This window comes from Microvirga tunisiensis (assembly GCF_009296175.1).
Lineage (GTDB): Bacteria > Pseudomonadota > Alphaproteobacteria > Rhizobiales > Beijerinckiaceae > Microvirga > Microvirga tunisiensis.
The window spans coordinates 26,677-51,985 of record NZ_VOSK01000016.1 but is presented as its reverse complement, the minus strand read 5'-3'; the positions used below and the strand labels follow the sequence as shown (position 1 = coordinate 51,985).

Genomic DNA, 25,309 nt, shown 5'->3' with positions numbered 1-25,309 from the left:
GCACTGCCATGAAGAGAGGGTCCGCCTATCGTCTGTCCATCCTGGCCTTGCTGGCGGGAACCGGGGTTGCTCGCGCAGAGGATATCACCATCGCCGTGGCCGGACCGATGACCGGTGCGGTCGCCAGCATCGGCGAGCAGCTCAAGCACGGCGCCGAACTCGCGGCACAGGCCATCAACAAGAATGGCGGCGTCAACGGGAAGACCCTCAAGGTCGTCCTTTATGACGATGCCTGCGATCCCAAGCAGGCCGTCGCCATCGCCAACCGCATCATCGCCGACGGCATCAAGTTCGTCGACGGCCATGCCTGCTCCGGCTCCTCGATCCCGGCCTCCGAGGTCTATGCCGAGGCTGACGTTCTGATGATGAGCCCGGCATCCAGCAATCCGGCGATGACCGACAAGGCGGCCGAGCAGGGCTGGTCGACCATCATGCGCCTCTATGGCCGCGATGATGCGCAGGGCAAGTTCATCGGTCCGTGGATCAAGCAGAACTACGGAACCAAGAAGATCGCCATTCTTCATGACAAGAGCGCCTATGGCAAAGGACTCGCCGATGTGGTGAAGGCCTCCCTCAACGGCGCCGGTGTGAAGGAGGTGATGTACGAGGGTATCAACCCCGGCGAAAAGGACTACAAGGCCGTGGTCAATCGTCTCAAGAGCCAGGGTGTCGAGTTCCTCTATTTCGGCGGCTATCACACCGAGGCCGGCCTCATCATGCGTCAGGCCGCCGATCAGAATTACAAATTCCAGCTGATGATGGGCGACAGCATCGCGACGCCGGAATTCGGCGCCGTGGCAGGTCCCGCGGCTGACGGAACCCTGTTCACCTTCCCGCCCGACGGTCGCGACAGCGAGGCGGCCAAGGGGGCGCTGGCCCAGTTCCAGCAGATCGGTTTCGTGCCGGAGGGCTTTACCCTGTTCTCCTACGCGACCGTTCAGGCCATCGCCGGCGGAATCGGCAAGGCCGGGAGCACGGATCCGAAGGCCGTGGCAAAGACCCTGCGCAGTACGAATGTCGACACGGTGCTCGGGCCGGTGACCTTCGACGAGAAGGGCGACATCAAGGACCCGAAATACAACATCAATGTCTGGAAGGGCGGCACGTACAGCAAGCTGACCCAGTAAGGGGAGGCTTGGCCGGACAAAGCGAGGGCGGCCCCTGACAGAGCCGCCCTGACGGTCTTTGGAGATGCTTCAATCGCGGGCCGCAGCCTTGTCGGGTTCCTGCGCCGGGGCGAGGTGTTCGATGGAAACCCAGTCCGTGCAGGCCCGAAGGATGGGGGCAAGGTACGCACGGTTGCCCTCGATCTCGACGACTCGGCAGGAATAGGCCCTCCGATCCCCCGGAGGACGGTATATGACGGTCGTCCCAGGTCTGATCTCGTCATGAGTCGATGCATGCGTCTTGGCATGCGGCTTGCTGCTCGTCGAGAGTCTGTCGGCCTGTCCGTTGTCTTGCGAGAGAGACGCTTGCCGACCGGACCGGTAGCGATCAAGGGCTTCGATCGCCACCCTGGCCCTATCGCGGTAGCGGTCGCAGACGACCCTCATCAGGGTTCCCTTTTCACGTCCGGGATACCAAGTCACGCCACCGATCTTGGCCAGTTCCTCCGCAACGATTTCGATTTCTTCCTCAGTCATTGGCTACAATCCCTCGTGAGCAGGTGGTGTGTGCTCAGGTCTTGTGAACGCACTCATCTGACCTGACTCGTTGAGTGCTTATGCCCCAAAGAATATTGTTCTTGATCTCGACGCCTGGCGTTTCAATCGCGCCGAATAGTGAGACGTTTGACTACGCTCTTAATTCCATCATGCGTTTCTGCAGGATGGCGAGCTGCTGGATGTAAGGCTGCCGGCGCTCGTAGTGGCGGGCTTTCAGCTTCTCGAGGGCGCGGATCTTGATGTTGGTGTCCGGTGAGTTGATGCTCAGCTTCTCGCGTTCCTGCTCGTAGTCGAAATCGATATCGGCCAAGGTCGCGAGAAGGGACTGAAGCAACGGCTGGAAGGTGGGTGAATATATTCTGGGAAGGAGAGCCCCGTTGTTCGATTCATTGTTATGAAACTTAGTATCGTTCATCTCGTCCCTCGTATTAACTTTGCGTTAATAGAGTTCAAGAATACTAAGGTAGGGATACCCCCGTCTGTTGGGAACCCGACAAAACCAGAAGAAATCTTTCTTCCGATCACCTCGCCGTGTTGCGATTCTTTGCCGGAGCAGGGCGAGGCTTCGCCATTGGCTCAGCCCGCTCGGGGCCTCCCGGAAAGAGCCTCTCGAAACTTTGACGGATCGCGTGGTAGCACTCGCATGCCGTCTCCTCGAGTCCGGTCCGATCGGTAATCCTGACCGTCCCACGGCCCTGACTGATCAGGCCCATCCGCTGGAGCGCGCTCGTGACGCTGCTCACGGTCGAGCGCTGAACCCCGAGCATCTCTGCCAGGGTTTCATGGGTGAGGGGAATGTCGTCCTTGTCGGTTCGGTCGCGGGTGCTCAGGATGGCGCGGCAGCACCGGGCTTCCACGCTATGAACCGCATTGCAGGCGACGGTTTGCAGGGTCTGCGCCAAAAGGGCTTCCGTGTAACGGAACAGCACACGTCGAATTTTCGGGCGCTTTTCAAGGGCCTCGCTCAGGCGATCCAAAGCAACACGCGACGCTGTTCCGGAAATCAGAGTAACGTAACGTCCGAAGGATTGACGGGTGACGAGCGCACTCACGAAGCCGAATACGGATTCCCTCCCGAACACGGCCATTTCGACAGAGCCGCCATTCCGCAGAACAGTGACCAGGGAAACGACGGCGTCATGGGGAAAATAAGAATATCGGAGCGACTCGCCGGTCTGATAGACGACCTTGCCCCGAGGCAAGTCCACGACTTCGAGATGAGGTTCGAGCCACAAATAATCATCTGGCTCCAAAGCAGCGAGGAGCTGGTTTGTCCGATGAATGGCGGCCTTCGTACCATTCTTCATGGCAGGGTATCACCGCGTTGCAGATCCCCGGGAAAGAAGCCGGGCACCTCTATAGGATAATAGTTACACAACTTCAGAGTGTGCAATCTCGGCGTACCTTTATGAACAGGCGTTTCGCACCCGTTGATGAGGCCTCCTTGCAGGAAAAGGTCGGGATCGGGGCAACAACTCTTCGGTGACTGGGAAACGAGAAGGCTTCGGCTTTGTGCCATGATCCGGCGGGCATGCCTCCAAAGAGTATCATGCCGGAGGCTCTTTCTGTCACCTTCACACTCTGCCTCTGCGTTGGTGGCATAGGCCTATGCGCGCGAGCAAAGACAAAACCGGTTTACCGGTCTCATGGAAGGCTCCAGCATGGCTGCGGGCCGATTCCTTGAGGAGAATTACGCATTGAGTACGCAAACATCTTCGTATCAGACACGCGGCAGCTCATCGGCCGATCTGGCCGATTGGTCCGCTCCTGAGCTTCTCGAAGCTTTTGCCCGCAAGGCGGTGTCTCCCGTCGAAGTCACGAAGGCTGTGATTGCACGCATCGATACTTATGAGCCGCGGCTCCAGGCGCTCTATGCCTTCGACCCGGACGCGGCGCTTCGCGATGCGCGCGCCTCCGAGCAGCGCTGGATGAGTGGACAGGCGAAGGCGCTCGACGGCATTCCCGCGACTATCAAGGAAAACATTGCCACCAAGGGAACGCCGGTGCCGCTCGGCACGGCGGCGCGCCCGCTCATCCCGGCCGCCGAGGATGCGCCGTCGGCGGCACGCCTGCGCGAGGATGGCGTGGTCATTCTCGCCAAGACCACCATGCCGGATTACGGCATGCTTTCGTCCGGGTTGTCGAGCTTTCACCCGCTCGCGCGCAATCCATGGGACCTCTCGAAGAATCCAGGCGGCAGCTCGGCGGGAGCGGGCGCTGCCGCGGCGGCCGGCTATGGGCCGTTCCATATCGGCACCGATATCGGCGGCTCGATCCGCCTGCCGGCCTCCTGGTGCGGCGTGTTCGGCCTGAAACCGAGCTTCGGACGCATCCCCATCGATCCGACCTATTACGGCCGCGTCGCAGGACCGATGACGCGCACGGTGCGCGACGCGGCCCTCATGATGAAAAGCCTCACGCGTCCTGACGTGCGCGATCCCATGAGCCTGCCTTACCAGGATCTGCCCTGGCTCGATCTCGACATCGATATCAAGGGTTTGAAGATCGGCGTGATGATGCAGGCGGGCATCGGCATGCCGCTCGACCCGGAGGTCCGAGAGGCCGTGGAACGCGCCGCGAAAGCCCTTGCCGAGGCCGGCGCGATCGTCGAAGAGGTACCTGCCTTCATCACCCGCGAGATGCTCGACGGCCTCGACGATTTCTGGCGCCAGCGGGCGTGGATGGACATCGCTCCCTTGAGCGACGAGGATCGGGCGAAGATCCTGCCCTACATCCTGCAATGGGCCGAAGGCGGAAAGGCGCTGACGGGTGCCGAAGTCTACAGCGGCATGAACCAGATGATGGTGATGCGGCATGCGGCGGTCGCCGCCACGCATCGCTTCGACTTCGTGATCTCGCCGGTGGCGCCCTGCGTCGCCTATCCGGCGGAGCTGGCATCGCCCATCCACAATCCGGAGGAACCGTTCGAGCATATCGGCTACACGGTCGCCTTGAACATGTCGGACCAGCCGGCCTCCTCCGTCAATGGGGGCTTCACGACGGCGGGACTGCCCATCGGCCTCCAGATCATCGGCCGCCGCTTCGACGATGTCGGCGTGCTGCGGCTCTCGCACGCCTGGGAGTCGATGTGCCCGGACAGGCGGCCCTGGCCGAAGCTGTAGACGGTAAGAACGTGCGATCTCCGTCGTCATCACCGGCCTTATGCCGGTGATCCCGATCGGGTGAGGGGTCACAGTTCTCCGGATCAAGTCCGGGGACGACCATGGCAGGGCATGGGGTGACACCAAGGACGGGATGGGTGGGTTTCCCGCCTCGGCTCCTGCTGATAAACAGCGGCCATGACGTACGAAGTTGCCGCCCTCTACCAGTTCGTTCCGTTGCCGGACTTCCGGGAGCTGAAGGACCCGCTGCACAAGCTCTGCCTGGATCTTGGGGTCAGGGGCACGCTCCTGCTGGCCCACGAGGGCATCAACGGGACGGTCGCCGGAAGCCATGAGGCCATCGATGCGCTCATGACCGAGTTGCGCGAGAGTACGCTGTTCATGGGCCGTCTCGACAATCTCGAGCTCAAGTTCTCGACCGCGACGGAGATGCCGTTCCAGCGGATGAAGGTGCGGCTCAAGAAGGAGATCGTGACCCTCGGCGATCCGCAGACCGATCCGCTGCGCCGGGTCGGGACCTATGTGACACCGGCCGAGTGGAACCGGCTGCTGGACGAGGCCGGCATCGTCCTGCTCGACACCCGCAACGATTTCGAGGTCGAGATGGGCACCTTCGAAGGGGCGGTCGACCCGCGGATCAAGCGCTTCAGCGAGTTCAAGGATTTCGTGAAGAACGAGCTCGATCCGACGCAGCACAGGAAGGTCGCCATGTTCTGCACCGGCGGTATCCGCTGCGAGAAGGCCAGCTCCTACATGCTGGCGCAAGGATTCGAGGAAGTGTTCCATCTCAAGGGTGGGATCCTCAAATACCTGGAAGAGGTGCCGGAAACGGAGAGCCGCTGGAACGGCGGATGCTTCGTCTTCGACGAGCGGGTCGCGCTTGGCCACGGGCTTGTGGAGCAGGCGGGCGAGACGGGACAATCCGATGAGTGATCTTGAGGCCCGCATCGAAGCGCTCGAGGTGCGCGTCGCGTATCAGGACCAGATGATCGAGGATCTGAACCAGACCGTCATTGCCCAGTGGAAGCAGATCGACAGCCTGAAACGCCAGCTCAACGAGCTGCTCGACCGCGTCCAAGAGGTCGCTGACAACGCGGGCGGGCCGTCTGCGCCCGAGCCTCCGCCGCCGCATTACTGAGCCGGCCTGAATAGACGTGGACTGAGATTGCCCAGCAGAAGCCTGTGGTGTTCGCGCGAGCCTTCACGTCCCTTTACGTCATGGCCGTCCCCGGAGGTGATCCGGGGATCAGTCCCGGCCATCTCGGTTGTCTGGGGCGCAACGCGTTTCATCATCGGGATCACCGGCACGAGGCCGGTGATGACGGGGAGGGAAGCGCCCGGTTCCCAAGAGTGCCAAAATTTTTTCAGTCCTCCTCTTGAACGGTAAAGCTTGTTCAACCAAATCATCGACCGCGGGGGCCCGAAGAGGCTCCGCGTGGACAGTTAACATGCTGATATCATTGGAGGAAGCTTCATGAAGTTCCGTCCTTTGCACGACCGTATCGTGGTCAAGCGCATCAATGCCGAGGAGAAGACGACCGGCGGGATCATCATCCCGGACACCGCCAAGGAGAAGCCCCAGCAGGGCGAGGTGATCGCTGTCGGTCCCGGCGCCCGCAACGAGCAGGGCCAGCTCGTTCCCCTCGACGTCCGGGTCGGCGACACCGTGCTCTTCGGCAAGTGGTCCGGCACGGAAGTGAAGATCGATGGCGAGGATCTCCTGATCATGAAGGAGAGCGACATCATGGGCGTGCTGGAGCAGACCGCCGCCCAGAAGAAGGCCGCGTAAGGCCAATCCCATTCAGAGTCACACATCGTTACGTCTCATCAGGAGTGACGGACAATGGCTGCTAAGGAAGTCAAATTTGCCCTGGACGCCCGCGAGAAGATGCTCCGTGGCGTCGACATTCTCGCCGATGCCGTGAAGGTCACGCTCGGGCCCAAGGGCCGCAACGTGGTGATCGAGAAGTCCTTCGGCGCGCCGCGCATCACCAAGGACGGCGTCACCGTCGCCAAGGAGATCGAGCTCGCCGACAAGTTCGAGAACATGGGCGCCCAGATGGTGCGCGAAGTGGCCTCGAAGACCAACGACATCGCTGGTGACGGCACCACCACCGCGACGGTTCTGGCACAGGCGATCGTCCGCGAAGGTGCCAAGGCGGTTGCCGCCGGCATGAACCCGATGGACCTCAAGCGCGGCATCGACATGGCCGTCGAAGCCGTGGTGGCGGACCTCAAGGCGAACGCCAAGAAGGTGACCTCGAACGATGAGATCGCCCAGGTCGGCACCATCTCGGCCAACGGCGATGCCGAAGTCGGCCGCATGCTGGCGGAAGCCATGCAGAAGGTCGGCAACGAGGGCGTCATCACCGTCGAGGAAGCGAAGTCCCTCGAGACCGAGCTCGAGGTGGTGGAGGGCATGCAGTTCGACCGCGGCTATCTCTCGCCGTACTTCATCACCAATGCCGAGAAGATGCGCGTGGAGCTGGAGGATCCCTACATCCTCATCCACGAGAAGAAGCTCTCGGGCCTGCAGGCGATGTTGCCCGTGTTGGAGGCCGTCGTTCAGACCGGCAAGCCGCTCCTCATCATCGCCGAGGACGTGGAAGGCGAGGCTCTCGCCACCCTGGTGGTCAACAAGCTGCGCGGCGGCCTGAAGATCGCGGCCGTGAAGGCACCCGGCTTCGGCGACCGCCGCAAGGCCATGCTCGAGGACATCGCCGTTCTCACCGCCGGCCAGACGATCTCCGAAGATCTCGGCATCAAGCTCGAGACCGTTCAGCTCCCGATGCTCGGCCGCGCCAAGCGCGTCCGCATCGAGAAGGAGAACACCACGATCATCGACGGCGCCGGCCAGAAGGCCGACATTGAGGCCCGCGTTTCGCAGATCAAGGCGCAGATCGAGGAGACCACCTCGGACTACGACCGTGAGAAGCTGCAGGAGCGTCTGGCCAAGCTCGCAGGCGGCGTCGCGGTGATCCGCGTCGGCGGCGCGACCGAGGTCGAGGTGAAGGAGAAAAAGGATCGCGTCGACGACGCCATGCACGCCACCAAGGCGGCGGTCGAGGAGGGCATCCTGCCCGGCGGCGGCGTGGCCCTGCTGCGCTCCCTCAAGGCTCTTGAGACGGTGAAGCCTGCCAACGACGATCAGAAGACCGGCGTCGAAATCGTGCGCCGCGCGCTTCAGTCTCCGGCTCGTCAGATCGCTCTCAATGCCGGCGAAGACGGCTCCGTGATCGTCGGCAAGGTGGCCGAAGCCAAGGACTACTCCGCTGGCTGGAACGCTCAGACCGGTGAGTATGGCGACCTCTACAAGTTCGGCATCATCGATCCGGCGAAGGTCGTCCGTGTCGCCCTCGAGGACGCCGCTTCCGTCGCGGGCCTTCTCATCACCACCGAGGCCATGATCGCCGAGAAGCCGAAGAAGGAGACCGCTCCGGCGATGCCGGCCGGCGGCATGGACTTCTAAGCTCCGGCTTCATCGACACCATATGGACGGCGCCGTGCAAGCGGCGCCGTTTTCTTTGTACGTTCGATCTGCGAGAAGAGACAAACCCTCGCCGCGCGGGAGATGCCATGGCCGATCGTTGGTGGAAAAGACCTGTCGTCAAACCGCGGGCCCTCGAGGCCGGCGATCTTGTCGCCATCGTGTCGACGAGTTGGGGTGGGCCGGCCATCTTTCCGCATCGCTACGAGGCAGGCAAAAGGGTTCTGGCCGACGTCTTCGGGCTCGAGCCTGTCGCGATGCCCCATGCCCTCCGCGAGGCCGCATGGCTCGACCGGAACCCTCAGGCCCGCGCCGAGGATATCCATGCGGCCTTCGCGGATCCTTCGATCAAGGGAATCATTGCCAGTACGGCGGCGACGATGCGATCCGCCTGATCCCGCATATCGACCTGAACGTGATTGCGGACAATCCGAAGGTTTTCCTCGGCTACTCGGATCCGACAATCCTGCATTTCGGCTGCCTCAAGGCCGGCCTCGGCTCATTCTATGGCCCGACGATCATGGCAGGCTTTGCCGAGAACGGCGGCATGCATGCCCATGCCGAAAACTCCCTGCGCAAGGCCATCTTTCAAACGGACCCCATTGGCGAGATCGCGCCGAACCGGGACGGCTGGACTGTCGAACACCTGCCCTGGAAGGATCCCGAGAACCAGAACCGCCGCAGAAGGCTGACGCCCTCGACCGGGCCTCGTACCCTGCAGGGAACCGGCATCGCTCAGGGCCATCTCATCGGCGGGTGCGCCGAGGTCCTGGAGATGTTGAAAGGCTCGGACTGGTGGCCGCCGCTGGATTACTGGAACGGGGCGATCCTCTTCTACGAGACTTCAGAGGAAGCGCCGCCGCCGACCCTGGTTCTGCGCTGGCTGCGCAATTTCGCCGCCCAAGGCATTCTCGCGCGCCTCGCGGGCATCATTCTCGGACGCCCCGGCGGGCAGACGGACGAGGCTTACAGGAAGGCGCAGGAGGACGCGGTCGTGCGCGCCCTCGCCGAGGCGGGCCTGCCGCGCCTTCCGGTCCTGGCCGAATGCGAATTCGGGCACACCGATCCGATGGTCACATTACCCTATGGCGCAATGGCCGAGATCGATGCCAACCGGGCCCGGCTCTCAATTCTGGAGGCGGGCGTTACAGACGCCCATGGCTGAGGCGGTTCCGGAGATCACCGATGCCGGATCAGGGAGCCGTCGTCCGGCTCGGCCACGCTGGTTCTGATCGAGCCGGTCGCTTCCTCAGGCGCGCTCTTGCGCAGCTGGTTCACGAAGGCCGTCAGACTGTTCGCCTTTTCCGGTTCGGGAGCCAGGAAGACAAGAGCGCTGCTGTCGAACGGCTCCTCCTCGATCGTCCCGTCGATCATGATCGTCGCCTTGATGCCCGTCTGCATATCGAAGGAGACGGACTTCACCTTCGTCTGACGCTGCGGGGCGACCGGTTCTGCGATCACGAGGGACGCCGTCGACGCCGACATTCGGATTGGCTTGGCCGGCGCTCGGACCACGACGATGGGCTTCTGAGCATCCTTGGCGGTGGAAGCCTGACGAGGCTGCTTGTCCTGAGGCTTCTTGTCGGAATCGCCGACGCGGTCGGGGGCGGGTTGGGAAACCGCCATGTACTCCGTCGGGCCGGAAAGGATTTGCCGAAGCCGCTCATCCGCCTCTTTGGCCTCCTTCTGCGTGGAGGATCCGAAGGCTGCCGCGAGAGGGTTCTTGGATTTTTCCACATCGGCCTTTGCCTTTGCAGCCTCGGCCGTCTTTGCAGCCGCAATCCGCTTCTTGGCCTCGGCCGTCTGGGCGTGATTGTTGGTGCTGTAGGAATACTGTTTTCCGTTGATCTCGTAGCGGACCAACCGGGCTTCCGCCCCACCGAACATCATCCCTTGCGCGACGATGGAGGCACCAAGCAACATAAGCGTCTTGTTCATCGGCCTATAAGAGCGCATTGGCTCTTCCCCTTGCTCGAGTCAAACTCATTTAATAACTGTGGCTAATCTGTGGTCGACAGTAAGTAATGCGCTGACTCGTTGGAGGTATGCTTCCGTAACACTGATGCTTTTTAAGTAAATGCTACAGGATTCACATCGGTTACTAATGAGGATTATTTATCTTTGAGATGACTAAGTTCATCTACTTTATATTATTGTAATACAGATCCGGAGAGGTGGCAGAACGGCCTGTTTGCAACGTTTTTCCCTGTTTGCCATGCAAGCTTGGCGGGCTGGGGCTGCGCTGAGATCATGCCCAATGGCCCATCGCGGCGACACATGGACGGAATCCCATTCAGCGTCCGGAGCCACACCCTCGTCATATCAATGATTTGACGCCGAAGCGGCTCAAGGAACAGGGGGGAGGGAGATCCGGTTGCCATGGATGGAGCGATGCGACCTTCGTCTTTCGTCTAGCTTTACTCAGGGTCATCCATCGCTTGTTACCGAGCCTTCCTCAAAGCGCGACATGCCCTCGAACTGGAGTAGGCACCCATGAAACGCCGTCATTTTCTCGCCACGGCTGGCGCCGGCCTCGCCGCAGGCGCCGTCGCCAAGCCCGCCATCGCTCAGTCCAATCCGGAAATCCGCTGGCGTCTGACCTCGGGCTTCCCGAAGTCGCTCGACACCATCTATGGCGGCGCCGACTTCCTGGCGAAATTCGTTTCGGAGGCGACGGAAGGCAAGTTCCAGATCCAGCCGTTCTCGGCCGGTGAGATCGTCGGCACCTTCCAGGCAGCCGACGCCGTGTCTTCCGGCACGGTCGAGATGGCCCACACCGCCGCTTACTACTATGTCGGCAAGGACCCGACCTTCGCGGCTGCCGCGGCGGTGCCGTTCACGCTCAACGCCCGCCAGCTCAATGCCTGGCAGTATCACGGCGGCGGCATCGGTCTCGTGAACGAGTTCATGGCCAAGCACAACCTCTACGCTCTTCCCGGCGGCAACACCGGAACCCAGATGGGTGGCTGGTTCCGCAAGGAGATCAAGACGGTTCAGGATCTGCAGGGACTGAAGATGCGCATCGCCGGCATCGCCGGTCAGGTGATGGCGAAGCTCGGCGTCATTCCGCAGCAGGTGGCGGGTGGTGACATCTACCCGTCGCTGGAGCGCGGCACCATCGATGCCGCCGAGTGGATCGGCCCCTACGACGACGAGAAGCTCGGCTTCCAGAAAGTCGCCCCGTACTACTACTATCCGGGCTTCTGGGAGGGCGGCCTGACGCTCCACTTCATGTTCAACAAGGGAAAGTGGGAATCTCTGCCGAAGAACTATCAGGCGATCCTGCAGGCAGGCTGCATGGCCGCCAACATGGACATGCTCGCCAAATACGACGCCAAGAACCCGGCCGCCCTGCGCAGCCTGGTGGGTGCCGGCGCTCAGCTGCGTCCGTTCTCGCAGGAGATCCTCGACGCCGCCTACAAGGCGACGAACGAGGTCTATGCGGAGATCTCCGCCCAGAATGCGGACTTCAAGAAGCTGATCGACTCGCTGCGCGCCTTCCGCAACGAGGAATACCTCTGGTTCCAAGTGGCCGAATACGCCTTCGACACCTACATGATCCGCGCCCGCGCCCGCGGCTGATCTTCGTTCCATCGAGCCATCGAAAAAACCGGCGTCGAAAGCGCCGGGTTTTTCTTTGCAGGGCTGCCGTGCCCCGAGCGGGCGGCTTCACGGGTTGCATCCGGGGCTCTGAATGATGATCTCATGGCAACCCTCGTTCGGCTTTGAACCGCACCAGAAAGAATGTCCATGCCTCCCTTTTCCGTTCTCGATCTCGCGCCCGTTCCCGAAGGCTTCACGCCCTCCGATGCCCTGCGCAACACGCTCGATCTGGCGCAGCACGCCGAACGGTGGGGCTACAATCGCTACTGGCTGGCCGAGCACCACAACATGGTCGGCATCGCGAGTGCGGCAACGAGCGTGGTGATCGCCCATGTGGCCGGTGGCACCAGGACCATGCGCATCGGAGCGGGCGGCATCATGCTGCCGAACCACTCGCCCCTGGTCATCGCCGAGCAGTTCGGCACCCTGGACGCCCTGTTTCCCGGACGCATCGATCTCGGCGTCGGCCGCGCCCCAGGCACCGATCAGCGCACGCTCCGGGCTTTGCGACGCGATCCGACCTCCGCCGATACCTTCCCGCAGGATGTGCTCGAACTGCAGGCGCTCCTCGCGGCCGTGCAGCCCGATCAGGCGATCCAGGCGGTGCCGGGGGCGGGCTCGAACGTGCCGATTTGGATCCTCGGCTCCAGCCTGTTCGGCGCGCAGCTCGCGGCGATGCTCGGCCTGCCTCATGCCTTCGCGTCGCATTTCGCGCCTGGTGCCCTGATGCAGGCGCTGCAGGTCTATCGCGAGCGCTTCCAGCCCTCGGCCCAGCTCGACCGGCCCTATGCCATGGTCGGCGTCAACGTGATCGCTGCCGATACGGACGAGGAGGCGCGCCATCTCTTCACCTCGGCGCAGCAATCCTTCACGAATCTGTTCCGCGGCGCCCGCGGCAAGCTCCAGCCGCCCATCGACGACATCGAGAGCTATTGGTCGCCGCATGAGAAGGCGCAGGCCATGAACATGCTGTCCTGCTCCTTCGTCGGAGCCCCCAAGACGGTGCAGGACGGGCTGGAGACTTTCATCGCGCAGACCGGCGCCGACGAGGTGATGGTCGCGGCCGCGATCTACGACCATTCCAAGCGCCTGCGCTCCTACGAGATCCTCAGCGATGTGCGGGGGGCGATGACGACGGTGGCTTAGAGTGTTTCGTTAAAGACTGCCCTCATCCTGAGGAGGTCGCGAAGCGACCGTCTCGAAGGAGGATCCAGTGCTCGCTGGAAGCTCCTTCGAGACGCAGACTGCGTCTGCTCCTCAGGATGAGGGCGGCACATGATTTTGTTGGGTGCTCCTAAGCGGTGGCGCCTCTGCCTTTCAACGTCGGATCGAGGGCGTCGCGCAGTCCGTCCCCCAACAGGTTCAGGCCCAGCACCGAGAGCGCAATGGCGATGCCGGGCGCGATGGCGAGGTGAGGGGCCTGCGAGAGATAGGTCTGCGCATCGCTCAGCATGCGGCCCCAGCTCGGATTGGGCGGGCGCACGCCAAGGCCGAGATAGCTCAGGCCCGCTTCGGTCAGGATGGCGAGCGCGAGCTGGATCGTCACCTGGACGATGAGCGCGCCCGCGATGTTCGGCATCACGTCCTCCCAGGTGATCCGCAAGGGATGCTTGCCGATGGCGCGGGCTGCCGCGATGTAGTCGAGCGTCCAGACCTGGAGCGCGACGCCGCGCGTAACGCGGGCGAACACGGGGATGTTGAACACCGCAATCGCCAGGATCGCCGCGAGAGGGCCGGAGCCCACGAGCGCTCCGATCATGATCGCGGACAGCACGGCGGGGAAAGCGAAGACCACGTCCGACACGCGCATGGCGATCTCGTCGGCGATGCCCTTCCAGGCCGCCGCCGCGCAGCCGATGGCGGTGCCGATGGCCGCACCCAGCAGCACCGCAGGCCAGGCGATGGCGAGCGAATTCCAGGCACCTACCATGAGGAGCGAAGCGACGTCGCGGCCGAAATGATCTGTGCCGAGAAGGCCGACTTCGCCGGGGCCTTTCAGGCGCATGGCGACACGCACACGGGTCGGCACCTCCGGCGTCCAGACGAGCGACACGAGTGCGGTGACGATGAGCAGCGCGGTGAGAATGCCGCCGACGACGAGGGCGGTGTTCAAGGGAATGCGGGAGCGCTTGCTCATGACCGTCCCCTCAGGCGCGGATCGAGGATGGCATAGCCGATATCGACGATGAAATTCACCACGATGACGAGGCCGGAAAAGATCAGCACAATGTCCTTGATCACCACGAGGTCGCGCTGGTTGAGCGCCTGATAGGCGAGCCGTCCGAGGCCCGGCAGGTTGAACACGTTCTCCACGAGGATCGCACCGCCGAAGAAGAACGAGAGCTGCAAGCCGAGGATGGTGGTGACCGGAATGAGCGCGTTCGGAACCACGTGCCGGCGCAGCGTTCCTCCCCTGTCGACGCCTTTGGCGCGGGCGGTGCGCACGAAATCGGCGCCGATCACCTCCAATGTCGCCGAGCGCGTGACCCGCGTCAGCACGGCCGCCTGGGGCAGGGCGAGCGCCACGGCGGGCAGGAGAAGCGCCTGGAAGGCAGGCCAGATCCCCGCGCTCCAGCCGGGAAAGCCTCCGGCCGGAAACCAGCCGAGCCAGGTCGAGAAGAAGAGGATGAACAGAAGGCCGATCCAGAAATTCGGCACCGCCACGCCGAGCTGGCTGAACACGAGCACGGCGCGATCCACCGCTCCGTCGCGCCGCGCCGCGGCCGCGACGCCGAGCGGAAGCGCAAGCGCCGTCGAGATGAGAATGGCAAGCAGGCTCAGCGGCAGCGTCACGTTCATGCGCTCGGCCACGAGGGTTGAGACCGGCATCTTGTACGTGATCGATGTGCCGAGATCGCCGTGAAGAATGCCGCCGATCCATTGCAGGTAGCGCACGAGCGCCGGCTGATCGAGCCCGAGCTCCTGCCGCAAGGCCGCGAGCGTATCCTCACGCGCAGCCGTGCCGAGCATGATCGCGGCCGGATCGCCCGGCAGGACTTCCAGGATCAGGAAGATTGCGAGCGAGACGGCCAGAAGGGTGACTGCCAGCGAGACGAGACGTGAAATGGCAAGACGCAGCATGAGTTTACGAGCCCGGTTTTCCCATCCCCTCGCGGGAGGGGATTGAGGGTGGGGTGGCGCCAGTGTCATCCCCGGCGAGTGAAAGCAAGGGAAGGGGATCCACACCTCGGCATGTGTGAGTGGATTCCCTTCCCCTCCGCTGCGCTCCGGCCGGGAATGACACCCACCATGTCATGGCCGGGCCTGTCCCGGCCATCTCGATTGGAAGAGTGCCGCGCTTCTCATGGTCGGGATCACCGGCACGAGGCCGGTGATGACGTGGAGAATCCTCCTGGAGGACAGCGCGAGAATGCGTCCCGGTTTCACTCCGTCCAGGACACTTCCGTCACGTCGTTCGATGGGATCGGCGAGTTTTCCCACAGGCCCTGCACCTTCGCGTTCCACACGCCGAGCTTCGGCAGTTGGAACAGGAAGAGGGCAGGGACATCCTCGGCCAGGATCTTCTGCGCCTCCGCGTATTTGGCGTAGCGCGCCTTCTCGTCCGTGGTCCTGGCGGCTTCCGCCAGAACGGCTTTGAACTTGTCGTTCTTGTAATTGAAGTAATAGCTGTCGCGGGCGAAGATATCGATGTCGAGCGGCTCCGTATGGGACACGATGGTGACGTCGTAATCCTTGTTCTTGAAGACCTCCTCGATCCACTTCGCCGGGAATTCCGTCGGAATGATCTTCAGGTCCACGCCGACCTCGGCCATCATGGCGGAGAGCAGCTCCGCCGAGCGGCTGGCATAGGCCATCTGGGGCGACTTGATGGTGATCGACAGGCCGTTGCCGTAGCCCGCCTCCTTCAGCAGGGCCTTCGCCTTTTCCACGTCGTAGGGAACGATATTGGTCGTATCCACGAAGGCCGGATGGTTCGGCGAGAAGAAGCTGCCGATGGGCTGGCCGAAGCCCGAATAGGCGCCCTCGACCAGCGCCTTGCGATCGACCGCATGCATGAGCGCGCGGCGCACGCGCACGTCGTCGAAGGGCTTCTTGGCGCTGTTGAGGCCGGCGACGGTCTCGCCTTCCGTGTTGCCGGCCACCGCCTTGAAGCGCGAATCCTTCTGGAACTCGGCGAAGAGTTCGGGTGCTGCGAGATTCGGGAAGGCGTCCACATCGCCCGCTTTCACAGCGGCGACCTGGGCCTGCGAGTCGCTGATGAAGCGGAAGGTGACGTTGTCGAGCTTGATCTTGTCCTTCTGCCAGTAATCCGGATTGCGCACGAGCTCGACCCGGTCGCCGCGCGTCCAGGACTTGAACTTGAACGGCCCTGTGCCGACCGGATTCGCGGCATTGCTCGCCGCCGTCTCGGGCGCCACGATCACCGCGTCGCCCCAGCCGAGATAGTAGAGGAAGTTGCCCGAGGTCTCCTTCAACTTGATCACCATGGTCGCCGGGTCGGGCGTCTCGATGGAGGCGATGGGCGCGAAGATCTGCTTCTGGGCGTTGGTGGATTTCGGATCGCGGGCGCGGTCGAAGGCGAATTTCACATCGGCCGAATCGAAGGTCGAGCCGTCATGGAACTTCACGCCCTCCTGCAGGCGGAACGTGTAGGTCAGGCCATCGGGGGAGACCTCCCAGCTCTTTGCCAGGAGCGGCTGAACCTTGCCGGTCCGATCGATGCGCACGAGGCCTTCGTAGAGGTTGACCCAGGTGACTTCGCGGATGGCCACGGGAGCCGCAACCGTCGGATCGAGGCCCGGCGGCTCGATGGGCATGCCCACCACGAGGGAGGTCTTGGCCGCAAAGGCCGGGATGACGCTGACGGAGAGGAGCAGGGCGGCAGTCAGGAGGCGCTTCGTCATCAGGTCTTGAACTCCATCAGGTCATGGGCTGCGACAGGTCGCGGTGGGCCTAAGCTTACGCAGGACCACGCCGGATGGAAGATGCTCATTACCGATTCTTCACTTAACTTCAGCGTGACCGAAGCCTAAGCATCGGGGTGAACGGATCCGCCGGACGCCGGCCTGTTCAAGGCCGCAGGCGGAATGAAAGGCTTGAAACGATGGCTCTTGAGACCGCACGGGTGCCCACCGCCAACGGCGCCAGATACCTCCAGCAGCTCTGCAAACACTGGAGCCACAAGCTGGACGTCCAGCTCTCGGAAAACGAAGGCATCGTCCGCTTCCCGGCCGCCGTCGCGACCATGAAGGCAGACCCGGAGGCGCTGACCGTGAGCGTGGAAGCGCAGGACGACGAGACGCTCCAGCGGATGAAGGGCGTCGTGGCCTCCCATCTCGACCGGTTTGCCTTCAAGGAGGCTCCGCTGCCGTTCGAGTGGTCGAAGGGATGATAAGATAGCTTCGTGTCATCCCCGGCGGCCGCAGGCTGGGAAAGGGATCCATAGCGTAAGCGTACGGGTGGATTCCCTTCCCCTCCGCTGACGCTCCGGCCGGGAATGACACCCGGGCACTAGTCTGCTTGGCGTCGTGGCCGGGCTTGTCCCGGCCATCTCGATGGGAAGAGCGATGCGCTTTTCAAATCGGGATCACCGGCACAAGGCCGGTGATGACGTCGGAGGGAACTCGTCCTAAATGCATCGCCCGCCGTCGACCTCCAGCACAACGCCGGTGATCATGCTGGCTTCGTCGGACGCGAGATAGAGCGCCGCGTTGGCGATGTCCTGCGGGGTGGAGAAGCGGCCGAGCGGGATCGAGTTGACGAACAGCTCGCGCTTCTGGGGCGTGTCTTCGCCCATGAAGGTAGCGAGCAGCGGCGTCTCGCCGGCCACGGGGGCCAGCGCGCAGACGCGGATCTTGTTGGGAGCCAGTTCCACGGCCATGGACTTGGTCATGGTGTGCACGGCGCCCTTGGTGCTGTTGTACCAGGTGAGGCCGGGACGCGGGCGCAGGCCTGCCGTCGAGCCGACGTTGATGATCGCGCCGCCGCCCTGGTTCTGCATCAGCGGAACCGCCGCCTTGGCGAAGAGATAGATCGACTTCACGTTGACCGCGAAAACCCGGTCGAATTCGTCTTCCTCCACCTCCAGCATCGGCCGGTTGCGATGGCTGATGCCCGCGTTGTTGACGACGATGTCGAGCTTGCCGAAGGCGGCAACGGTCTTCTCGACCGCGGCATTCACATCGGCGGCTTTCGACACGTCGGCGGCAAGGCCGATGGCGGAAGAACCGATCTTCTCCGCGGCGCTCTTGGCGGCTGCTTCGTTGATGTCGATGATGGCGACTTTCGCACCCTCGCGAGCGAACGTTTCCGCGATGCCCAGACCGAATCCGGAGCCAGCGCCCGTGACCAGCGCGACCTTGCCTTCAAGGCGATTCATGTTTCTTCCCTTTCAACGTGTGCTTTCCCCTCCTCACAAGGGTGGAGGGGTACCTGGGCTTTCTGAATCAGCTCAGACTTGCCGTACATTACCTCCTTCGTCATCACCGGCCTTGTGCCGGTGATCTCGATTCGTGAGGCGCAGCGCCCTTCCGATCGGGATGGCCGGGACACGCCCGGCCATGACGTGCGGAGGTATGATCCTCGCCTATCCGTGCGCGATGACGAGGGTCTTCGTCGTGGTGAACTCGATCAGACCCTCGAAGCCCTTTTCGCGGCCGTGGCCCGAGCGGCCGAAGCCGCCGAAAGGCAGCTCGATGCCGCCGCCCGCGCCGTAGCAGTTCACGAAGACCTGGCCCGCGCGCATGGAACGGCCGACGCGGGTGGAGCGCATGGCGTCGCGGGTCCACACGCCAGCGGCAAGCCCGAAGGGCGTGCCGTTCGCCAGCCGGATCGCCTCCGCTTCGTCATCGAAGGGTGTCGCCACCAGAACCGGGCCGAAGACCTCTTCCTGGGACAGGATGCTCTCGTGCGGGACCGGCGCGAGAAAGGCCGGAGCCACGTAATAGCCGCCCGCAGGCGCATCGGGCGCCACCGCGCCTTCGCCGATGACGTTCAGCCCCTCGTTGCGGCCACGCTCCAGGTAGCCGAGGACGCGGCGCTGCTGGGCCTGATTGATCATCGGCCCCAGATCGGGCTCGTGCTCGGGATGTCCGGCGCGAAGTGCGCGGAAGCGTTCCGCCACCGCATCGACCACGTCCTGGAAGATCCCGCGCTGGATCAGAAGGCGGCTGCCCGCCGAGCAGGTCTGGCCGCCGTTCTGGATGATGGCGTTGACGAGGGTCGGCAGCGCGCGCTCGAGATCGGCATCGTCGAACACGACCTGGGCCGATTTGCCGCCGAGTTCGAGGGTGACGCCCACATGATTCTTCGCCGCCGCCGTCTGGACCGCCGTGCCGGTCTCCGGGCTGCCGGTGAAGGACAGGAAATCAATGCCGGGATGGGCGGAGAGCGCAGACCCCGCCGTGCGGCCGAGACCCGTCACGACATTGAGAGCGCCATCGGGGAAGCCGACCTCGCGGGCGAGCGCAGAGACGCGCAGGATCGTCAAAGACGCATCCTCCGCAGGCTTCACCACGGTGGCGTTGCCGGCGGCCAGAGCCGCGCCGACCGAGCGGCCGAAGATTTGCATCGGGTAATTCCAGGGCACGATATGTCCGGTCACCCCGTGCGGCACCCGCTCGACGCCGATGAAATGGGTATTGAGATAGGGGATCACGTCCCCGTGCAGCTTGTCGGCGGCGCTGCCGTAGAACTCGAAATAGCGGGCGAGCGCGATGGCGTCGGCGCGCGACTGGCGCAGGGGCTTGCCGTTGTCGCGGCTCTCCAGGATGGCGAGTTCGTCGGCATGGGCCTCGACCACTGCCGCGAGCTTCATGAGCAGGCGTCCGCGCTCGGTCGCCGTCAGCTTGCCCCAGGCGCCCTCGAGGGCGGTACGGGCGGCCTTCACGGCCTCGTCGATGTCCTGGGCCGTTCCGGCGGCGATCCGGGCGAGGAGCGAGCCGTCGATCGGCGAGAGCACGTCGAGATTCATGCCATCCGAAGCGGGGCGGTCGCGCCCGCCGATGAGGTTCTGGAACACCATGTTGGGCGCGAGCGTCGCGCTGACCTGATCGTTCATGGTCGTCGTCTCCCTAAATCATCTTGTTCATGCCCGGCACGGCGGCCAGGAGCTGGCGCGTATATGCGTCCCGCGGGTGGGCGAAGAGTTGCGCGGTTTCCGCCATCTCCACAATCCGCCCTTTTTGCATGACTGCCACGCGGTCGCAGATCTGGGCTGCCACCCGCAGATCGTGGGTGATGAACAGAATGGCAAGACCGAGCTCCTCCTGAAGCCCCCGGATCAGCTTGAGAATCTCGGCCTGGACCGACACGTCGAGGGCCGAGACGGCCTCGTCCGCCACCAGCACGTCCGGCTTCATGGCGAGCGCCCGCGCGATGCCGATGCGCTGACGCTGGCCGCCGGAGAACTCGTGCGGATAGCGCTCGATGGCCCGGGCGGGCAGGCCGACCTTTTCCAGGAGGATGCGGGCCTCGTCCAGGGCCTTGGCCGGATCTTCCCCCTGCGTGATCGGCCCCTCGGCGATGATGCGCCCGACGGTGCGTCGCGGGTTGAGGGAGGCGAAGGGGTCCTGGAACACCATCTGGATCCGGCGCCGGTGGGGACGCAGCTCGCGCTGGGACAGGGCGCCGAAGTTCAGGTCTCCGATCTCGATGGCGCCTCCGTCGGGTTCGATCAGACGCAGCACGCAGCGCCCGACCGTCGATTTGCCGGAACCGGATTCGCCCACGAGGCCCAGGGTCTCGCCGCGCCGGATGTCGAAGCTCACCGCGTCGGCAGCCTGGACCTCGCGGCTTTTGCGGAAGAAGCCGCGCCCGCCATAGGATTTGGTCAGGGCATCGACCTTCAGGGTGATGGGCTGTCCGGCGAGCTGCTTCGGGGCCGGAGGGGTCAGCGAGGGCACCGCCGCCAGGAGGCGCTTGGTGTAGGGGTGCTGCGGGCGTGTCAGCACATCCTCGGCCGTTCCCTGCTCGACGAGTTCGCCATGCTGCAGCACCGCGACCCGGTCGGCGATCTCGGCCACCACGCCGAAATCGTGGGTGATGAAGAGCACCGCCGTGCCCATCTTGCGGCGCAGGTTGTCGATCAGCTTGAGCACCTGGGCCTGGGTCGTCACGTCGAGCGCGGTCGTCGGCTCGTCGGCAATCAGGAGCTTCGGCTCCAGGGCAAGCGCCATGGCGATCATCACCCGCTGGCGCTGGCCGCCGGAGAGCTCGTCCGGATAGGCCTTCGCGATCAGCTCGGGGTTCGGCAGGTTGACCTCGGTGAGGAGGTCGAGCACCCGGCGGTCGCGCTCGGCGGGCTTCAGCAGATTGTGGGCGCGAAAGGTTTCCGAGATCTGGTCCGCCACCCGCATCACCGGGTTGAGCGAGGTCATCGGCGCCTGGAACACGGTGCCGACCTCCCGGCCGCGAACGTCGCACCAGCCCGCCTCGTCCAGGCTCAAGAGATCCCGGTCGCCGAGCCTGATCGAGCCGGACAGGACCTCGACGCCGCCCGGCAGGAGACCGATGACCGCCATCGCGGTCATCGACTTGCCGGAGCCGGATTCGCCCACGACGCAAAGGGTTTCGCCCGGATTGATGGAAAGCGACAGGTCCTTGATCGCGTGCCGACGGTCGGCCAGGGCGGGGAGGCCGATGGAGAGGTTCTGGATCGACAGCACGGGGGAGGGGCTGCTCAACATCATGCTCCTGCTGGAGGGAAAGGCTCATCCTTGCGATCTCTGCCGCTTCGTCAATCCGTCTTGGCCGATGCCATGTTGAGAATGGTTTCAGCTCCGCCATATCATGACGTTCATCAGGCGGAGACCCGACCCCGTGCACGATGCCGTTCCCAATCCGGTGAGAGACCGGCTGCAGGCCTGCCTGAACGCGCAGCGAGCCGCCCTGGCCGAGCGCGGGCCTCTCTCGCCCGAGCGGCGGGCCGAGTGTCTCGATGGACTGGCGAACGCCCTCATCCGTCATGCGGACGATATCGCGACCGCCATCGCGGCGGATTTCGGGCATCGCTCCGTGCACGAGACGAAGCTGGCCGACGTCTATTCCGTCGTTGCGGCCCTGCGCCATGCCCGCAAGCATTTCCGCACATGGATGAAGCCGCGGCGCCGGCCGATCGAATGGATGTTCCAGCCCGGAACGGGGCGCATTCTCTATCAGCCTCTCGGCGTCGTCGGTCTCATCGGCCCGTGGAATTATCCGGTCCAGCTCACGCTCTCGCCGCTCGCCGGAGCGGTGGCGGCCGGCAACCGGGTCATGATCAAGCCGTCCGAGATCACGCCGCGCACATCCGCCTTGTTGGAGCAGGTCGTCGGCGAGGTGTTCGATCCGGCCGAGGTCGCGGTGGTGCAGGGCGGGCCCGATGTGGCGAAGGCTTTCTCAAGGTTGACGTTCGATCACCTGTTCTTCACCGGCTCCACGTCGGTCGGGCGTCAGGTCATGCAGGCGGCGGCCGACCATCTGGTGCCTGTGACGCTGGAGCTCGGAGGAAAGTCTCCCGCGCTCCTGATGGCGGACTATCCCATCGAAAAGGCGGCGGAGCGCATTGCCGTGGGCAAGCTGTTCAATGCCGGGCAGACCTGCATCGCGCCCGATTACGTGCTGGTGCCGCGTGACAGGAAAGAGGCTTTCATTGCGGCTTTTCGAGATGCCGTGGCACGGCTTTATCCGACGCTTGCAGTCAATCCCGATTACACCGCCATCATCAACGAGCGGCATTACGAGCGCCTTCACCATCTCGTGGCGGATGCCCGGTCCTGTGGCGCCTGCCTGCACGAGATCAATCCAGGCCATGAAACGTTCGATCCGGCGCAAGGAAAGATCGCTCCCGTCATCGTGACCGATGCGCCGGATCATGCGCTCGTCATGAGCGAGGAAATCTTCGGTCCGGTGCTGCCCGTGGTGGTCTATGACGATGTCGATGAGGCCTGCCGCTTCATCGCCGCGCGGCCGCATCCGCTGGCGCTCTATCCGTTCAGCCACGACCGGAAGACGATCGATCGCGTTCTCGAGCGAACTCGGTCGGGCGGCGTTGCCGTCAACGATACGCTCCTCCATTGCGTGCAGGAGGAATTGCCCTTCGGCGGCGTGGGAGCGAGCGGCATGGGAGCCTATCATGGCGAGGCAGGCTTTAGAACCTTCAGCCATGCGAGGTCCGTTTTCCACCAGGCCCGTCTCAACGGAGCCGGCATGACGAGGCCGCCTTATGGCAGCCGCATGAACCGTCTCCTGTCTATGCTGCTGCGCTAGCGCAGCGTGCGGACCTAAGGGGGCCGCGTCAGCGAAAAGTGGAGCCGGTTTTCCGCTTTGACGACGCGCGCATCAGGAAGGAAGTACCGGATTGATCTCAAACGTGGAATCGACTTTTGAATCCGATGCTTTAGACGCGTGGGCGAGCGGCACCGAAATGTCGTAGGAGACACCGCCTTCCGCGAAGTTGAGCACCATGTAGCCGCCCAGCTCCCCCTCGATGCTGCGGCGGATCAGGCGCGAGCCGAAGCCCTGGCGTTTCGGCGGCGCGACGGGCGGCCCGCCGCTCTCCGTCCAGTGGATGCGTAATTGATCCGGACGATCCTCGTTCTGGACAACGGTCCAGTTCATGTCGAGATGCCCCGCATTGGTCGAGAGCGCCCCGTACTTGGCGGCATTCGTCACCAGTTCGTGCAGCACGAGGCCGAGGTTGATGGCGTATCGCGCCGGCAGCCTGACATTCGGCCCGTTGAGAACGACCCGCTCGTCGCCCTGCTTGCGATAAGGCGCCAGTTCCTGCTCGGCCACGTCGCGCAGTTCCGCCTCGCGCCAGGACTTGCGGGTCAGCAGGTTGTGCGTTTTCGAGAGGGCGAGCAGGCGGCCCTCGAAGGCTTCCTTGAACTGCGCCGAGGTCTCCGTCGTGCGCAGGGTCTGGGACGCGATGGACTGCACGGTGGTCAGGGTGTTCTTCACCCGGTGGTTCAGCTCGTCGAGGAAGAAGCGCTGCTGCTCCTCGGCGTGCTTCTGTTCGGTGATGTCCTGGAAGATACCGATGAAATAGACCGGCCGTTTCTGAATATCGAAGAAGACGCGCCCCCTGGAGTTGATCCATCGAAGATCGCCGTTCGGGAGCCGGATCCGATACTCGTCCTGGTAGTCGCCCTGGTTCTTGACGGAATCGTGCCATTTCCGAACGACCCGATCCAAGTCCTCGGGATGGAGGATGTCCAGCCAATGTTGGTGATCCATGACCTCGCTGGCATGCGGAAACCCGAGCATGGCGGTCGCCTGGGTGGACCAGCCGCCGACACCCTTGTTGGGGTCGTACCACCAGGTCCCCATATGGCCTGCTTCCAGGGCGAGGCGCGCGCGCTCCTCGCTGGCCTGCAACGCGTGCTGCCGCTCGGCCACGTCGTCCATCAGATCGTTGAACGCTCGCCCCAGGATGCCGAATTCTCCGGACTTTCCCGGAAGGTCGATGCGCGCCTGGTAATCGCCCTGGCGCCAGGCCCGGATGCCGTCCGTGACGATCTCGAAGGGCTTGGTGATGAAGGCGCGGCTGAGCAGGGCGGAGAGGGAAAGAGCGAGGATCAGTGCGGCCGCGATGAGCATGAAGCCGCGTCTCGCCGCCTGGTTGATCGACGCGAAGGCAGCCTTCGTGGAGAGGCCCACGTTGACGTAGATGTCGCGCGGCGGAACCGCGAGCGGGATGTAGCCGACGATACGCTTGAGGCCGTCTGCGCTGATGGTTTCGGCGGTCCCGATGGTCTTTGCGCTGGCCTGAGCCAAATATTCCTGAGGGAGCAGCTTTCCGAGCATGCGCTCCGGATGAGGATGCTGCACGATCATGATGCCTCTTCGGTCGGCGACCGTTACCGAGCCGTTCTCCGGCACGGTGCGCTCCTTCACCTTTTGGTTGAGCCATGCCAGATCCAGGGCCGCCGCCAGGACGCCGACCACGTCGCCTCTGTCGTTCCAGATCGGCAGCGCGAGAGGCAGCACGGGCTGGGGAGCAAGCCCGCCCTCTTCGAAGACCGGGGTGTAATCCCCGACGACGAAGCCCAGCCTGCTCAGGGCTTCGTGAAAATAGGCGCGGTCGGCGAAATAGTGCTGCGTATCGATGGTCCCGAGCGGGCGGCAGCGGATATGCCCGCTGATGTCCATCGCCACGAAGGAGAGGATATAGGGAACCTTTTCCTGAATGGCCTTCAGATAGGGGCTGCACGCAGCCGTGTCGAAGGCGCGGATGGAGGGGGTCTCGTCCACGGCGAGCAGCAGGCTGTGGATGCCGTCGCAGACCCTCTCGAGCTCCGCGCCCACCAGCTGCGCCTGCCTGATGGCGAGGTCGTTCACCTCAGCCTCCCGGGCACGGCGCAATGAGACTTCCGTGTAGGTCCAGATGACGATCGCCGGCAGAACCGAGATCAAAGCAAGAAGAAGCAGACGCCTCGTCAGTGTCATTCAAACGCTCAGCTTAACATCGGAAGGGGATCACAAACTTCGGA

General features: G+C 63.7%; 22 protein-coding genes and 1 pseudogene. 12 read left to right on the top strand and 11 right to left on the bottom strand.

The genetic code is table 11. The features are described from left to right. Positions 1-8: 8 nt before the first annotated feature. Positions 9-1,127: a branched-chain amino acid ABC transporter substrate-binding protein gene (locus tag FS320_RS07465; RefSeq protein WP_152710459.1), complete on the top strand. Its 1,119-nt coding sequence runs from the start codon at positions 9-11 to the stop codon at positions 1,125-1,127. A gap of 69 nt (positions 1,128-1,196) precedes the next feature. On the opposite strand, the gene FS320_RS07460 is transcribed toward FS320_RS07465, so the two are convergent. The 3 genes from FS320_RS07460 to FS320_RS07450 form a co-directional block, all read right to left on the bottom strand. Beyond that, positions 1,197-1,643, bottom strand: coding sequence for a hypothetical protein (locus FS320_RS07460; protein WP_152710458.1), 447 nt, complete (start codon positions 1,641-1,643; stop codon positions 1,197-1,199). Between the two features lie 151 nt (positions 1,644-1,794). Then, on the bottom strand, positions 1,795-2,079 hold the full coding sequence (locus FS320_RS07455; protein ID WP_152710457.1) for a hypothetical protein: 285 nt from the start codon (positions 2,077-2,079) through the stop codon (positions 1,795-1,797). A gap of 106 nt (positions 2,080-2,185) precedes the next feature. Beyond that, positions 2,186-2,971 carry a Crp/Fnr family transcriptional regulator gene (locus FS320_RS07450; protein WP_152710456.1) on the bottom strand — a complete coding sequence of 262 codons (786 nt, stop codon included), beginning with the start codon at positions 2,969-2,971 and terminating at the stop codon, positions 2,186-2,188. Between the two features lie 354 nt (positions 2,972-3,325). Between FS320_RS07450 and FS320_RS07445 the strand changes: the two genes are divergently transcribed. From FS320_RS07445 to FS320_RS07420, 7 genes and pseudogenes are all read left to right on the top strand, one after another. After that, complete coding sequence (locus FS320_RS07445) at positions 3,326-4,786, top strand: amidase (protein WP_152710455.1); 1,461 nt, start codon at positions 3,326-3,328, stop codon at positions 4,784-4,786. 177 nt (positions 4,787-4,963) lie between these two features. Continuing rightward, a complete protein-coding gene (trhO, locus tag FS320_RS07440) occupies positions 4,964-5,719 on the top strand; it encodes an oxygen-dependent tRNA uridine(34) hydroxylase TrhO (protein WP_152710454.1) in 756 nt (251 codons plus the stop codon). Beyond that, positions 5,712-5,924, top strand: a complete 213-nt coding sequence (locus tag FS320_RS07435) for a SlyX family protein (protein ID WP_152710453.1) — start codon at positions 5,712-5,714, stop codon at positions 5,922-5,924. The genes trhO and FS320_RS07435 overlap by 8 nt, the downstream gene beginning before the upstream one ends. 336 nt (positions 5,925-6,260) lie before the next feature. Then, on the top strand, positions 6,261-6,575 hold the full coding sequence (groES, locus tag FS320_RS07430; protein ID WP_152710452.1) for a co-chaperone GroES: 315 nt from the start codon (positions 6,261-6,263) through the stop codon (positions 6,573-6,575). A 54-nt stretch (positions 6,576-6,629) separates the two neighbouring features. Continuing rightward, positions 6,630-8,255, top strand: a complete 1,626-nt coding sequence (groL, locus tag FS320_RS07425) for a chaperonin GroEL (RefSeq protein WP_152710451.1) — start codon at positions 6,630-6,632, stop codon at positions 8,253-8,255. Between the two features lie 107 nt (positions 8,256-8,362). Further along, positions 8,363-8,724, top strand: a pseudogene (locus tag FS320_RS46995) (LD-carboxypeptidase); the annotation flags it as partial. Positions 8,725-8,793: 69 nt separating this feature from the next. Then, entirely contained in the window at positions 8,794-9,438 is a 645-nt protein-coding gene (locus FS320_RS07420; RefSeq protein WP_420846711.1) for a S66 peptidase family protein, read from the top strand. Between the two features lie 14 nt (positions 9,439-9,452). On the opposite strand, the gene FS320_RS07415 is transcribed toward FS320_RS07420, so the two are convergent. Next, positions 9,453-10,229 (bottom strand): hypothetical protein, encoded by a 777-nt coding sequence (locus FS320_RS07415; protein ID WP_152710450.1) that lies wholly within the window; start codon positions 10,227-10,229, stop codon positions 9,453-9,455. Between the two features lie 537 nt (positions 10,230-10,766). Between FS320_RS07415 and FS320_RS07410 the strand changes: the two genes are divergently transcribed. Further along, positions 10,767-11,855: a TRAP transporter substrate-binding protein gene (locus tag FS320_RS07410; RefSeq protein WP_152710449.1), complete on the top strand. Its 1,089-nt coding sequence runs from the start codon at positions 10,767-10,769 to the stop codon at positions 11,853-11,855. Positions 11,856-12,023: 168 nt separating this feature from the next. Beyond that, positions 12,024-13,022: an LLM class flavin-dependent oxidoreductase gene (locus FS320_RS07405; protein ID WP_152710448.1), complete on the top strand. Its 999-nt coding sequence runs from the start codon at positions 12,024-12,026 to the stop codon at positions 13,020-13,022. Positions 13,023-13,170: 148 nt separating this feature from the next. Here the strand turns inward: FS320_RS07405 and FS320_RS07400 are convergent, their stop codons facing one another. From FS320_RS07400 to FS320_RS07390, 3 genes are all read right to left on the bottom strand, one after another. Further along, the gene (locus FS320_RS07400; RefSeq protein WP_152710447.1) at positions 13,171-14,013 is read right to left on the bottom strand and encodes an ABC transporter permease; all 843 of its coding nucleotides are present in this window, start codon (positions 14,011-14,013) and stop codon (positions 13,171-13,173) included. Continuing rightward, positions 14,010-14,957 carry an ABC transporter permease gene (locus tag FS320_RS07395; protein WP_152710446.1) on the bottom strand — a complete coding sequence of 316 codons (948 nt, stop codon included), beginning with the start codon at positions 14,955-14,957 and terminating at the stop codon, positions 14,010-14,012. Before FS320_RS07395 ends, FS320_RS07400 begins: the two co-directional genes overlap by 4 nt. Positions 14,958-15,259: 302 nt before the next feature. Further along, on the bottom strand, positions 15,260-16,741 hold the full coding sequence (locus FS320_RS07390; RefSeq protein ID WP_152710445.1) for an ABC transporter substrate-binding protein: 1,482 nt from the start codon (positions 16,739-16,741) through the stop codon (positions 15,260-15,262). Between the two features lie 200 nt (positions 16,742-16,941). On the opposite strand from FS320_RS07390, the gene FS320_RS07385 reads away from it, so the two are divergent. Next, complete coding sequence (locus FS320_RS07385; RefSeq protein ID WP_152710444.1) at positions 16,942-17,229, top strand: DUF2218 domain-containing protein; 288 nt, start codon at positions 16,942-16,944, stop codon at positions 17,227-17,229. Positions 17,230-17,466: 237 nt separating this feature from the next. Here the strand turns inward: FS320_RS07385 and FS320_RS07380 are convergent, their stop codons facing one another. From FS320_RS07380 to FS320_RS07370, 3 genes are all read right to left on the bottom strand, one after another. Further along, on the bottom strand, positions 17,467-18,216 hold the full coding sequence (locus tag FS320_RS07380; RefSeq protein WP_152710443.1) for an SDR family oxidoreductase: 750 nt from the start codon (positions 18,214-18,216) through the stop codon (positions 17,467-17,469). Between the two features lie 207 nt (positions 18,217-18,423). Beyond that, positions 18,424-19,896 (bottom strand): aldehyde dehydrogenase family protein, encoded by a 1,473-nt coding sequence (locus FS320_RS07375; protein WP_152710442.1) that lies wholly within the window; start codon positions 19,894-19,896, stop codon positions 18,424-18,426. Between the two features lie 13 nt (positions 19,897-19,909). After that, positions 19,910-21,523 carry an ABC transporter ATP-binding protein gene (locus tag FS320_RS07370; protein WP_152710466.1) on the bottom strand — a complete coding sequence of 538 codons (1,614 nt, stop codon included), beginning with the start codon at positions 21,521-21,523 and terminating at the stop codon, positions 19,910-19,912. A 133-nt stretch (positions 21,524-21,656) separates the two neighbouring features. Between FS320_RS07370 and FS320_RS07365 the strand changes: the two genes are divergently transcribed. After that, positions 21,657-23,084, top strand: a complete 1,428-nt coding sequence (locus FS320_RS07365) for an aldehyde dehydrogenase family protein (RefSeq protein WP_162002873.1) — start codon at positions 21,657-21,659, stop codon at positions 23,082-23,084. 72 nt (positions 23,085-23,156) lie between these two features. Here the strand turns inward: FS320_RS07365 and FS320_RS07360 are convergent, their stop codons facing one another. Continuing rightward, positions 23,157-25,265, bottom strand: a complete 2,109-nt coding sequence (locus FS320_RS07360; protein WP_152710440.1) for a sensor histidine kinase — start codon at positions 25,263-25,265, stop codon at positions 23,157-23,159. Positions 25,266-25,309: the final 44 nt, after the last annotated feature.